The organism is Microbacterium sp. NPDC091662 (assembly GCF_044756705.1).
In the GTDB taxonomy this organism is placed as follows: domain Bacteria; phylum Actinomycetota; class Actinomycetes; order Actinomycetales; family Microbacteriaceae; genus Microbacterium.
Genome location: NZ_JBIVTM010000001.1, coordinates 1301918 through 1314492, shown reverse-complemented (window position 1 = coordinate 1314492; position 12575 = coordinate 1301918). Strand labels below are relative to the sequence as shown.

General features: G+C 70.6%; 9 protein-coding genes. 7 read left to right on the top strand and 2 right to left on the bottom strand.

Translation table 11 applies throughout. The features are described from left to right. Window positions 1–131: 131 nt before the first annotated feature. The 7 genes from ACIQLD_RS06200 to ACIQLD_RS06170 are packed head-to-tail and all read left to right on the top strand — an operon-like array spanning window position 132 to window position 7582. Window positions 132–1766 (top strand): TIGR04028 family ABC transporter substrate-binding protein, encoded by a 1635-nt coding sequence (locus ACIQLD_RS06200; RefSeq protein ID WP_402606307.1) that lies wholly within the window; start codon window positions 132–134, stop codon window positions 1764–1766. A gap of 16 nt (window positions 1767–1782) precedes the next feature. Further along, the gene (locus ACIQLD_RS06195) at window positions 1783–2772 is read left to right on the top strand and encodes an ABC transporter permease (RefSeq protein WP_402606304.1); all 990 of its coding nucleotides are present in this window, start codon (window positions 1783–1785) and stop codon (window positions 2770–2772) included. Further along, a complete protein-coding gene (locus ACIQLD_RS06190; protein WP_402606301.1) occupies window positions 2769–3677 on the top strand; it encodes an ABC transporter permease in 909 nt (302 codons plus the stop codon). The genes ACIQLD_RS06195 and ACIQLD_RS06190 overlap by 4 nt, the downstream gene beginning before the upstream one ends. Then, window positions 3674–5326 carry a dipeptide ABC transporter ATP-binding protein gene (locus ACIQLD_RS06185; protein ID WP_402606299.1) on the top strand — a complete coding sequence of 551 codons (1653 nt, stop codon included), beginning with the start codon at window positions 3674–3676 and terminating at the stop codon, window positions 5324–5326. Before ACIQLD_RS06190 ends, ACIQLD_RS06185 begins: the two co-directional genes overlap by 4 nt. Next, the gene (locus ACIQLD_RS06180) at window positions 5323–6360 is read left to right on the top strand and encodes a putative FMN-dependent luciferase-like monooxygenase (protein WP_402606297.1); all 1038 of its coding nucleotides are present in this window, start codon (window positions 5323–5325) and stop codon (window positions 6358–6360) included. The genes ACIQLD_RS06185 and ACIQLD_RS06180 overlap by 4 nt, the downstream gene beginning before the upstream one ends. Beyond that, window positions 6357–6977: a CMD domain protein gene (locus ACIQLD_RS06175; RefSeq protein WP_402606294.1), complete on the top strand. Its 621-nt coding sequence runs from the start codon at window positions 6357–6359 to the stop codon at window positions 6975–6977. The genes ACIQLD_RS06180 and ACIQLD_RS06175 overlap by 4 nt, the downstream gene beginning before the upstream one ends. Beyond that, window positions 6974–7582 (top strand): alkylhydroperoxidase domain protein, encoded by a 609-nt coding sequence (locus ACIQLD_RS06170; protein ID WP_402606292.1) that lies wholly within the window; start codon window positions 6974–6976, stop codon window positions 7580–7582. The genes ACIQLD_RS06175 and ACIQLD_RS06170 overlap by 4 nt, the downstream gene beginning before the upstream one ends. Before the next feature lie 16 nt (window positions 7583–7598). On the opposite strand, the gene ACIQLD_RS06165 is transcribed toward ACIQLD_RS06170, so the two are convergent. Then, a complete protein-coding gene (locus tag ACIQLD_RS06165) occupies window positions 7599–8543 on the bottom strand; it encodes a zinc-binding alcohol dehydrogenase family protein (RefSeq protein ID WP_402606290.1) in 945 nt (314 codons plus the stop codon). 40 nt (window positions 8544–8583) lie between these two features. Continuing rightward, window positions 8584–12534, bottom strand: coding sequence for an ATP-dependent RNA helicase HrpA (hrpA, locus tag ACIQLD_RS06160; protein WP_402606287.1), 3951 nt, complete (start codon window positions 12532–12534; stop codon window positions 8584–8586). Between the last annotated feature and the right edge of the window lie 41 nt (window positions 12535–12575).

The window sequence follows — 12575 nt, the reverse complement described above, 5'->3', positions numbered from 1 at the left end:
GGAGTCGGCCGCCTCGCGCCGGGGGAGCCGCGATTCCTACGGTGAAGTCACCTCACCGCTGCACCCGAAACACCGCACCCGAAGCACCGCACGCACCCGAAGCATCGCACCCGAATCCTGGAGGCCCACCCATGAACCGTCGTCTCATCCGCGCCGCCGCCATCGCGCTGCCGCTCGTCCTCGCGGGCAGCCTCGCCGCCTGCGCGTCGACGCCCGCACCGGCGAACTCGCCCGCTGAAGGCGGCGACCCCGTCACTGGCGGAACCCTCACCTACCTCGAGCACCAGGCGTACACGAACCTCTACCCGCCGCAGGCCGGCTTCTACCCGAACGGCGGCATCGTGAACAACATCGCGGCCCGCCTGACGTGGCAGAACCCGGACACGCTCGAGATCGAGCCGTGGATCGCCTCGGACTGGACCGTGAACGATGACGCCACCGAGTACACGTTCAACCTCAACCCCGACGTCACGTTCTCGGACGGCACCGTGCTCGACGCCGCCGCCGTGAAGAAGAACTTCGACACCTACGGGCTGGGCGATGCCGAGCGGGGACTCACCGTCTCCGAGGCGATCAACAACTACGCCAGCAGCGAGGTGGTCGACGACGACACCGTCACGTTCCACTTCTCGGCGCCGTCGCCCGGGTTCCTGCAGGCGACGTCGACCATCAACTCGGGCCTGCTGTCGCCGGCGACCCTCGACGGCACGATCGAGGACTTCGGCGCGGGCAACGCGGCCGAGATCATCGGTTCGGGGCCGTTCACCGTCACGGGGGAGAAGCTCGGCACCGAGTACACGCTCACCGCCCGCGACGATTACGACTGGGGTCCCGACAGCGTCGACAACGACGGGCGCCCCTACCTCGACGCCGTGCACGTGCTGATCACGCCGGAGGACTCGGTGCGCATCGGCTCGCTGCTCGCGGGCCAGGCCGACTACGTCCGTTACGTGCAGGCGTTCGACGAGGACCGCGTCGAGGGCGCCGGCTTCACGCTCTACGCCCCGCAGACCCGCGGCGTGAACAACTCGATCGCCCTCCGTCCCGAGAACCCGCTGCTCTCCGACATCCGCGTTCGGCAGGCGATCATCGCCGCCGTGGACGCGCAGGAGGTCGTGGACACGCTCTTCACCGAGAACTACCCGGTGGCGACCTCGGTGCTGTCGTCCCAGGCCCTCGGTTACAAGGACGAGTCGGAGCACTACGAATACGACCCGAAGAAGGCCGAGAAGCTGCTCGACGAGGCCGGATGGAAGCCCGGTGCCGACGGCATCCGCGAGAAGGACGGAGAGCGTCTCGCGATCACGGTCTACGAGGCCAAGCCGCAGCCCCTGTCGAAGCAGACCCTCGAACTCGTCGCGCAGCAGCTGGCGAAGGTGGGCGTCGAGCTCTCGGTCAAGCCCGGCGACGCCGGCAGCTATGCCGAAGACACCCGTGACCCGCTGAAGACCGGCTTCTACCACTCGATGGTCGGCCGGGCGGATCTCGACGTGATCAAGAGCCAGTACTTCACGAAGAACCGCGACGTGCTCATCTCGAAGGATGCGAAGCTCGACGAGCTGCTGCTCGCCGTGGCCTCAGAGCCCGACGCCGACGAGCGTGTCGCCGCGTCGCAGGCCGTGCAGGACTACATCGCCGAGCAGGCCTACGTCATCCCGCTGTTCGAGGAGCCGCAGGTGTACGGCACGGCGACGTATGTGCACGGCGTCGCGTTCGAGTCGGTGGGGCGCCCGACGTTCTCCGGCGTCTGGCTCTCCGAGCACTGAGCGGCATGGTGCGTCGATGAGCTTCATCCTCCGACGAGCCGGGCAGGCCGCGATCGTTCTGATCGCGGCCTTCACGGCCACCTTCTTCCTGCTGCAGCTGCTGCCGGGTGATGCGATCCTGATCAAGTTCTCCGACCCCAGCCTCGGGCTGTCGCCGGACCAGCTCGACAGCATCCGCGCCACCTACGGCGCCGACCTGCCCTGGTGGCAGCAGTACGTGCACGCAGGACTCGGCTTCCTCGCCGGCGACTTCGGGTTCTCGACGCAGTTCGGCACTCCGGTGCTGACGATGCTCGCCGAGGCGCTGCCCGCGACGCTGCTGCTCGCGTCGCTCGGACTCGTCGTCGCCCTGCTGCTGGCCATCCTGATCGCCGGGCTCTCGTCGCTCGCGCCCTTCGCGTGGCTGCGCGACAGCCTGCGGCAGGTGCCGGGCCTCTTCGTGGCGGTGCCGGTCTTCTGGCTCGGAATCCTGCTCATCCAGGTGTTCTCGTTCGGACTCGGCTGGGTGCCGATCGTCGGGGCCGACCCGGTGAGCGGGCTCCTCCTCCCCGTGCTGACCCTCGCGGTGCCCATCTCGGCGCCTCTGGCCCAGGTGCTGGTCCGGGCGATCGATCAGGTGCAGTCGCAGCCGTTCGTCACGGTGGTCCGCGCGAAGGGGGCGCCGCCGCTCTGGGTGCTCACGCGCTCGGTCGCCCGAAACGCCGCGGTGCCGACGCTGACCATCGCCGGTGTGCTGTTCGGAGAACTCGTCGGGGGAGCGGTCGTGACCGAGACCGTGTTCGGCCGCACGGGCATCGGTCGACTGACCGAACAGGCCGTCGCGAACCAGGACATCCCGGTGCTGCAGGGCGTCGTGCTGCTGTCGGCCCTCGGGTTCGTGGTCATCAGCTTCGCGGTCGACCTCGTCACCCCGCTCATCGACCCGCGTCAGCGGACGGTCACGCGCTCCCGCCCCTCCACCGCCTCCACTGCCTCGAGGACCGCACCCCAGGAGGTGTCCGCATGACCGCTCCCGTGATCGCCGAGACGAGCATCGAGCCCGACCTCGCTCCGACGCCGACCACCCCGGAGCGGGCGACCGGAAGCCGTCGGCGTGATCGTCGGCGTGCTCTCGTGCGTGGCCGCGCCTGGGGCCTGTATCTGGCGCTCGCCGTCGTGGCGCTCGCCGTGCTCTGGGCGGTCATCCCCGGAGTGTTCGCCCCCGGCGATCCTCTCACCGGTGTGCCGGCCGACAAACTGCTGCCGCCGAGCGCCGCGCACTGGTTCGGAACCGACACCCTCGGACGCGACCTGTTCGGGCGCGTCGTCCACGGTGCGGTGCACTCGCTCTCCGGCGCCCTCATCGCCGTCACGGTCGGCCTCGCCCTCGGCACGGTGCTGGGCGCGATCGCCGGCGCGGTGGGCGGTGTCGTCGACGACGTGCTGATGCGCGTCGTCGACGTGCTCCTCGCGATCCCCGGGCTCCTACTGTCGTTGTCGGTGATCATCCTGCTCGGATTCGGCACCGTCAACGCGGCCATCGCGGTCGGTCTCGGCAGCGTCGCCGCCTTCGCCCGGCTGATGCGCGCCGAGGTCGCCCGCGTACGGCGCACCGAGTACGTCGAGGCCGCCTTCGGCAGCGGCGCCACCTTCTTCGCCGTGCTGCGCCGACACGTGCTGCCCAACTCGCTCACCCCGATCGTCGCGCTCGCCGCTCTGCAGTTCGGCACGGCGATCCTGGCGATCTCGACTCTCGGGTTCCTCGGGTACGGCGCCCCGCCGCCCACCCCGGAATGGGGGCTGCTGATCGCCGAAGGACGCAACTACGTGGGCACGGCCTGGTGGCTCACGGCTCTCCCCGGTCTCGTCGTCGTCGCCGTCGTGCTCAGTGCCAACCGCATCAGCCACCGCATCGGAAGGGGGACGCGATGAGTGTTCTGGCAGCGACGGATCTGCGGATCTCCTACGGGGGTCGCGAAGTCGTGCACGGGGTCTCGTTCGAGATCGAGGAGGGCGAGACCCTGGCGCTCGTCGGTGAATCGGGATCGGGCAAGTCGACGACCGCCCACGCGCTCCTGGGGCTCCTCCCGGCCGGCGGCACGGTCGACGGGGGCAGAGTCGTGCTGGGCGACCTCGACATCTCGGGATGGACGGACCGCGCGCTCCGGGGCATTCGCGGCGCGGAGATCGGCCTGGTCCCGCAGGACCCGACGACCTCGCTCGATCCGGTGCGACCGATCGGCGCACAGGTCGAGGAGATCCTGCGCCTGCACGGACACCGGGACCGGCGTTCGCGTCGCGCGCGTGCGATCGAGCTGCTCGACCGCGTCGGCATCGATGATCCGGACCTGCGGGCACGCCAGTACCCTCACGAACTCTCCGGCGGCATGCGGCAGCGTGTGCTGATCGCGACCGCGATCGCCCTGCAGCCGCGCCTGCTGATCGCGGACGAGCCGACCAGCGCCCTCGATGCGACCGTGCAGCGCAAGGTGCTCGATCTGCTCGACGAGTTCCAGCGGGAGGAGGGCACCAGCATCCTGCTCGTGACCCATGATCTCGGCGTGGCCGCTGACCGCGCGGAACGGCTCGTCGTGCTCAAGGACGGACGGATCGTGGAACAGGGGCGGAGCGAGGCGGTGCTCGCCGCACCGTCCGACCCCTACACGCGACAGCTGCTCGCCGATGCTCCCGCATTCGCGACCGGATTCCGTCGCCCGGATGCGCCGCCGTTCCTGCGGGACGCCGCGGCCGTCGCCGCGGAGAACCCCTATGCGATCGTGGCCGAGGGGCTCGTGAAGGAGTTCCGCGTCGCGGGGCGCGAACGCTTCCGCGCCGTCGACGACGTCTCGTTCCGCGTGCGCCGGGGCACCACCCACGCCCTCGTGGGGGAGTCCGGGTCAGGCAAGACGACCACGGCGCGGCTGATCACGCGCTTCCATCAGCCCGATGTCGGCACGATCGAGGTCGACGGCGAGGACGTGACCCACGCGAAGCGCGAACAGCTGCGCGCGCTGCGCCGACGCGTGCAGCTCGTCTACCAGAACCCGTTCGCATCGTTGGATCCTCGCCAGCACATCGTCGACATCGTCGCGGAGCCGCTGCAGAACTTCCGGGTCGGCTCGCGTGTCGAGCGCCGCGAGCGCGCGCTGGCGCTCCTCGATCGGGTCTCGCTCCCGGCCGATGTCGCCACACGTACCCCGCGCGAGCTCTCGGGGGGACAGCGACAGCGCGTCGCGATCGCCAGGGCGCTCGCGATCGATCCGGAGGTCGTGGTGCTCGACGAGGCGGTGTCGGCATTGGACGTGACCGTGCAGGCGCGCATCCTCGAGTTGCTCACGTCGCTGCAGGCCGAGCTCGGCCTCACGTATCTGTTCATCTCGCACGACCTCGCGGTGGTGCGCAGGATCAGCCACACCGTCTCGGTGATGCGCCGTGGCCGCGTCGTCGAGCACGGGCAGACGCAGGATCTCTTCCGCGACCCGCAACACGACTACACCCGGGAGCTGCTCGCCGCGGTTCCCGGCACGAGGGAGTTCTCGCACACCGGAGAGTTCTCGCCCGCCAGAGAGGTTCTCGCATGACCGCGCCCACCGTCGCCTTCTTCACCCGTCTGCTCGATGACGCATCGCCCGCCGAGAGATATGCGCTCGCGACCGCGCAGATCCAGCAGGCCGAGCGACACGGGATCGGGCGGGCCTGGGTGGCCCAGCACCACTTCCACGCGGCTGAAGGTGGCCTGCCGTCGCCGCTGGTGTTCCTCGCCCACGTGGCCGCCGTGACACGTGGCATCCGGCTCGGAACCGGTGTCATCACCCTGCCGCTGGAGGATCCGGTGCGCGTGGCCGAAGATGCCGTCGTCGCAGATCTGCTCTCCGGGGGGCGCGTGGATCTGGGACTCGGCAGCGGCGGCACACCGTCGTCGTTCGTGCCGTTCGGCGAAGACGTGCGCGACAAGGCACCGACCTACGATCGCAAGCTGCGCACGCTCCTCGACGGCCTCGCGGGGCGCGACGTCGGGGCGGGCAACACGCTCTACCCGGATGCCGGAGGCCTCGCCGACCGCATCTGGCAGGCCACCTTCTCGGCCCCCGGCGGGCACCGCGCCGGGGTGCACGGGCACGGGCTGCTGCTCTCCCGTACGCAGCCCCGCCGCGCCGAGCGGCTGCATGCGCCGTTGTCGGAGCTGCAGGATCCGATCATCGACGCGTACCTCGAGGCGCTGCCTCACGGGGTGGCACCGCGGATCACAGCTTCGCGCACCGTGTTCGTCGCGGACGACCGTGCCGAGGCGCTGCGGTTCGCCGAGGTCGGGCTGCGCCGGGCGGCCGAGGGCTTCCGCCGTCAGGGGCAGACCGTTCCCGGCGACAGCATCGATGAGCTGATCGCCGCGCTCGACACGCACCTGGGCACGCCGGAACAGGTGGCGGAGTCGCTCACCGCCGATGCCACGCTCGCCCGCGCGACCGAGGTGGCGTTCCAGGTGCACTCGGTCGACGCCCCGCACGAGCACGTGCTGCGCTCGATCGCGCTCTTCGCCGACGAGGTCGCCCCGGCCCTCGGCTATGTACTCGCCCCTTCCCCCGAAGAGAACCTCACCCTCAAGGAGAACGCATGACCGACGACATCGTGGACCGGATCGTGGAGGTGACCCCGGAGCTGGATGCTCTGCGCCGTCGCCGCCCGGTCACCAGGGAGCAGCTGCAGGCGAGTTTCGACGCCCTGTTCCGCCCGGTATCGGTCGAGCACGTCTCGCAGGCGGAGCGCGAGCTCGTGGCCGCCTTCGCGACGGGGCTCGCCGGTGAGGAGGAGGCGACAGCCGTGTTCTATGCGGCCCGCGCGCGGGAGGCCGATCCGCAGCGGGCGGCGGTCGTGCTCGCGGAGATCTCCGGAGCGGCGGTCGACGGGCCCTTCGGCGCCTACACCGAGCTGGGTCTGCAGGGTGAGAACACCGAGGGGGAGCGATACGTCCCCTCCGACGCGGTCGTCGCCGTCCTGGGCGAGCGCCTCGCCGCCGCCCTCGCGCACACGCACCTGCTCGTGTTCAGGCCCCGCGAGGCCGCGGGTGCCGACCTCGGACGCCTGCTCGACGCCGGGTGGTCGACGGACGGGATCGTCACGCTATCGCAGCTGGTGTCGTTCCTCGCCTTCCAGCAGCGCGTCGTCACCGGGCTCCGCGTGCTCGCCGCCGCAGGACTCGCCCGGACCGAGATCTCCGAGGAGGAGGCAGCATGACCGCCGAACAGAGCGTGCTCCGTCACGACGATGCCCCGCACCCGCACGCCTTCACCCGCGGCGAGGTCGGCTGGGTGCCGCACCTGGAACCCCTGGCCGAGGAGGAGCTGACCGAGCGGCACTACGACGGTCTCGTCGACGCCGCGCGCGCGAAGAACGACTACTTCCGACTGCTCGCCCGTGACCCCGAGGTCCTCAAGGCCCGCACCTTGGTGGACAAGGACATCTTCTACAACGCGGTCGAGGGCCTTCCTCGTGCCGACCGTGAGCTCGCGGCGACGGCGGCATCCCGTCGCAACGGCTGCGTGTTCTGCGCCTCGGTGCACTCGCGCTTCGCCGCACATCACAGCAAGCGCGTCGACGACGTCGACCTGCTGCTGGACGAGGGCGTCGACGCCGACCTCGGAGAGCGCTGGAACGCGATCGTCGCGGCATCCGTCGCCCTCACCGACACGCCCAGCGCATTCGGGGAAGCGGAGATCGCGCGGCTGCGCGCGGCAGGGCTCGACGACCTGGAGGTCGCGGATGTCATCCACGGCGCCGCGTTCTTCAACTGGGCGAACCGGCTGATGCTGTCGATCGGACGGCCGGTGGCTCCGGCCTGATCCGGATCGACCACGGCTACGGCAGCAGGATGATCTTGCCCGACGCGGCGCCGGACTCCATGAGCTCATGGGCCTGCGCCGCTTCGGCGAGGGGGAGCTGCGGACCGAGCTCGATCACGAAGTCGCCGGTGTCGAGGAGCGCGATCGTCTCGGGCAGCGCCTCGGCGCGCCAGGCGAGTTCCTGGTCGGTCAGCGGCACCGGTGAGCCGCCGGAGAAGGCGCGGATGCCGAAGGACGCAGCATCCGGCCCCCGCACGATCGTCGCGATGCGGTCACGGTCGGCCACGAGGGCGAGGGAGGTCTCGATCGCCTCATCGGTGCCCGCGCAGTCGAGCACCACCGTGACGGCCGAGGGAGCGGCGGCGCGGACCCGGTCGAGCAGGCCGTCGCCGTAGGCCACCGGGATGGCACCCAGCTCGCGCAGCTGGTCGTGACGTGCGGGACTCCCGGTCGCGATCACGGTCGCACCCCAGGCGACGGCGAACTGCACGGCCGCCTGTCCGACGGATCCGGAGCCTCCGTGCACGAGCAGCACGTCGCCGTCGGCCACCCCGAGCGAGCGCAGCGCCTGGTAGGCGGTTCCGGCGGGGATGCCGATGCCCGCGCCCTCGGCCGTGGTGACGGAGTCGGGGAGCTTCGCGAGTTTGTCGGTCGAGATGGCGAGTGCCGAGGCATAGGTGCCGTGCCCATCGCGGATCGCGACACGATCGCCGACCGTGAAGTCTTCGACGCCTTCGCCGAGCGCGTCGACGACACCGGCGCCGTCGAAACCGACCGGGCGCGGCTCTGTGATGGGCGGAGAGGGGCGCTTGCCGCCGCGCAGCTTCGCATCGATCGGGTTCGCCCCTGCGGCCTCGATGCGCACCACGACCTCGCCCCGTGCGGCGACGGGGTCGGGGATCTCGATCAGGTGGAGGACAGCGGGGGAGCCGATTTCGGTGTACACGATCGCGCGAGCCATGCGTTCAGGCTACCCGCGCGCCGGGGTGGGAGGTCGCGGATCAGCGGCCGGACAGCACCTTCATGATGCGCTGCGGCGACACCGGCTGCGCGGTGCCCAGACGCTGCGCGAACACGCTCACGCGATACTCCTCGAGCAGCCAGCGCACCTCGACGATCTCGGGCGACGCGTCGGCCGCGAGCGGGATCGTGCCACCGGCGTCTTCGAAGGCCTTCGCCATCCGCTCGTACTCGGTCATGCGCGCCCGGTCCTTGCCGGGCTCGCTGGCGAGGGTCTTCAACCGATCGAGCATCCCCTCCAGATAACGGGGGAAGTGCGCGAGGCGGTCGACACCGGCGGTGGAGACGAACCCCGGATGCAGCAGTCCGCGCAGCTGGGTGCGGATGTCGTTCAGCGGTCCGAGCAGGGCGAGGGAGTTCTGCGACTTGATGCCGCGCTCCACGTCACGCGACTTCGTGAGGATGCGTGCGACCAGGGAGACGCAGGCGAACAGCTCGTCGACGAGGACGGCGGAGACCGCGTCGCGTACCCGCCCGAAGCCGGTCTCGTCGCGCACGATCCCGTCGGGCACGAGGCCTTCGATGACCTTGCAGGCGACCGCCGCGCGTGAGTCCTCGATGAGGGCGGCGGCGGAGGGATAGGGCGAGGCGGCGAGGGCGAGCTTCTCCTGGCTCGTCAGGTGCTCCTGCACGTACGAGGAGGGCGAGGGCACACCCAGCAGAACGAGGCGCAGCACGCCGTCGCGGGTGGCGGCCGCCGCGGCATCCGGGGTCGATTCGACGCGCACCGACACGCTCTTGCCCTGGTCGACGATGGCCGGGTACCCCCGCACGACGCCGCCGGCGACGCGGGTGTCGAGCACCTCGGGCAGTTCTCCGAACGTCCAGGCCGTGAGGCCGGTCTGCTCGAGGGGCGCGGACGCGATGCGTTCGATCCCGCCGCGTTCGGTGCCGCGGTTCGCTCCCGGCCCTCCAGAGCGGGATGGAGCCGCGATCGAGCGGGCGACGCTGCTGCGTGCGCGGTCGGAGAGCTGGGTTTGAAGCGCCCGCAGGTCGCGTCCAGAGCCGACCACCCTGCCGCGTTCGTCCACGGCGCGGAAGTTCATGCGCAGGTGCGCGGGCACGCGCTCGTCGTCGAAGTCGGCGGCGGAGACCAGCTGGTTCGCGAGCGGCTGGATGCGGCGCGCGAGGGCTTCCTTGAGCGTGCGCGGTGGCAGGCCGCCGTGCGACTCCGGCCCCTCCTCGACGAGCTCGGCGCCGAACTTCTCCGCCCAGTCGGCGGCGGGGACCACGTGGCGACGGATCGCCTTGGGGAGGGCGCGCAGCAGGCCCGTCACCAGCTCGGCACGCAGGCCGGGAACCTGCCAGTCGAAGCCGCGGTCCTCGATCTGCGCGAGGAGCGGCAGCGGCACGACCACGCTGACACCGTCGTCGTCGGCGCCCGGTTCGAACCGGTACGCGAGACCGAGCACCTGGTCGCCCTGCGTCCACCGCGTCGGGAACTCGCGCTGATCCGCGCGTTCGTCGTCGTCGATCAGGTCGCTCTCGCGCATCACGAGCAGCTTCGGCGTCGTCGCCATGGCTTCTCGCCACCAGCTCTCGAACGACCGCACGTCGAACACCTCGGCGGGGATGCGCTCGTCGTAGAACCGGAACACGGCCTCGTCGCCGGCGAGGATGTCGCGGCGGCGTTCGCGCTCCTCCAGCTTCTCGAGGCGCTTGCGCAGTTCGGCGTTGCTGCGCCAGAACGCGCTCACCCGCTTGTCGATCCGTGTCGGATCCCACTCGCCCTCGACGAGCGCATGCCGCACGAACAGCTCGCGGGAGGCGGCGCGGTCGATGCGGGCGAACTGCACGCGCCGTCGCGGGATGATCTCGAGCCCGAACAGCGTCACCTTCTCGAAGGCGACGGCAGCACCCGCGTCCTTGGACCAGTGCGGCTCGGTGACCTGACGCTTGGCCAGGTCGCCGGCTAGGGGTTCCGCCCACGCCGGGTCGATCGCGGCGACCGTGCGCGCGAACGTGCGTGAGGTCTCGACGATCTCGGCGGCGATCACCGCACGCGGGCTCTTCTTGCGCAGACCGGAGCCGGGGAAGATCGAGAAGCGGATGCCGCGCGCCCCGCGGTATTCGGCGATGCGACGGCCTTTCGGCTCCTTCGCGGGGGAGTGGGCCTTGCCCGCAGCGGCGGTGCGCTCATCGAGGATGCCGATCTGCGAGAGCAGGCCCGACAGCAGCGCACGGTGGATGGCGTCGGGATCGCTCGTCCCGCCGTCGTCGCCCGCTCTCCGGTCGTCGCGGGGGCGGTCGGGCATCTTCACGAGCGTGCGCAGCTGGCGATGCACGTCGAACCACTCGCGCACCCGCACGTAGTTGAGGTGCTCGGAACGGCACAGCCGGCGGAACGCGCTCGAGCCGAGCTCGCGCTGCTGCTCGCGCAGGTGGTTCCAGAGGTTCAGCAGGGTGAGGAAGTCGCTGGTCGGGTCGACGAACCGTGCGTGCAGGCGGTCGGCTTCGTCCCGGCGCTCCTCCGGCCGCTCCCGCACGTCCTGGATCGTCATGCCGGAGACGATCGCGAGCACGTCACGCGTCACGGTGCCGCCGGAGCCCGCCTTCCCGGCTTCGATCAGCATGCGTGCGAACCGCGGATCGATCGGCATGCGGGAGATGTCGCGACCCGTGCGGGTGAGGTGCGGGGTACCGTCGCGGCGTGATGCCTCGACGGCGCCGAGCTCGGTGAGCAGGTCGAACGCGGCCTTCACGCCTCGGGAGTCGGGCGGGGTGAGGAAGGGGAACGCCGTGATGTCGCCGAAGCCGAGCGACAGCATCTGCAGGATGACCGAGGCCAGCGAGGTGCGCAGGATCTCGGGCTCGGTGTACTCCGGGCGCTTGTCGTAGTCCTCTTCCGAGTAGAGGCGGATCGCGATGCCGTCGCTGGTGCGACCCGCACGGCCGGAACGCTGATTCGCCGACGCCTGGGAGACGGCCTCGATGGGCAGGCGCTGCACCTTGGAGCGGTTGCTGTAGCGCGAGATGCGCGCGGTGCCGGTGTCGATGACGTACTTGATGCCGGGGACCGTGAGGCTGGTCTCGGCGACGTTCGTGGCGAGGATCACCCGGCGGCGCACACCCGCCACCCGGCTGCGCTCGAACACCCGATGCTGGTCGGCGGCGGAGAGGCGTCCGAACAGGGGCAGCACTTCGGTGGGCGCGCGGTCGTTCGCGTAGGCGCCGCGCACGGCATCGGCGGCGTCGCGGATCTCGGCCTCGCCGGGGAGGAAGACGAGCACATCGCCCGGTGCTTCGCGGTCGAGCTCGCGCAGGGCCGCGATGATCGCCGAGACCTCGTCCTCCGGCTCGGCCGCGGTACTCTCGTCGTCCGCATCGTCGACCGGCCCGCGGTAGCGGATCTCCACCGGATACGTGCGTCCGGAGACCTCGATGATCGGCGCCGGGGTGCCGTCCGGAGCGGCGAAGTGCTTCGCGAAGCTCTCCGGATCGATCGTCGCCGAGGTGATGATCACCTTCAGGTCGGGGCGTTCCGGGAGGATGCGAGCCAGGTAGCCGAGCAGGAAATCGACGTTGAGGGAGCGCTCGTGCGCCTCGTCGATGATGATCGTGTCGTAGCGGGTGAGCAGCCGGTCGCGGTGGATCTCGTTGAGCAGGATGCCGTCGGTCATCAGGGCGATGCGCGTGGCGTCCGACACCTTGTCGGTGAAGCGCACCTTGTACCCGACGAGTGTGCCCAACTCGACCTGGAGCTCTTCGGCGACGCGCTCGGCGATCGTGCGCGCGGCGAGGCGACGGGGCTGGGTGTGGGCGATGCGCTCCCGCCCGAGCTCCAGGGCGATCTTCGGCAGCTGCGTGGTCTTTCCCGAGCCGGTGGCACCCGCGACGATCACGACCTGATGATCGCGGATGGCGTCGGCGATCTCAGCCCTCGCGGCACTGACCGGCAGCTCGGGGGGATAGGAGATCACGGGGGAAGACATAGCCCTCCATCGTATGCCGGGATCGGTCCTCTACGCGCCGA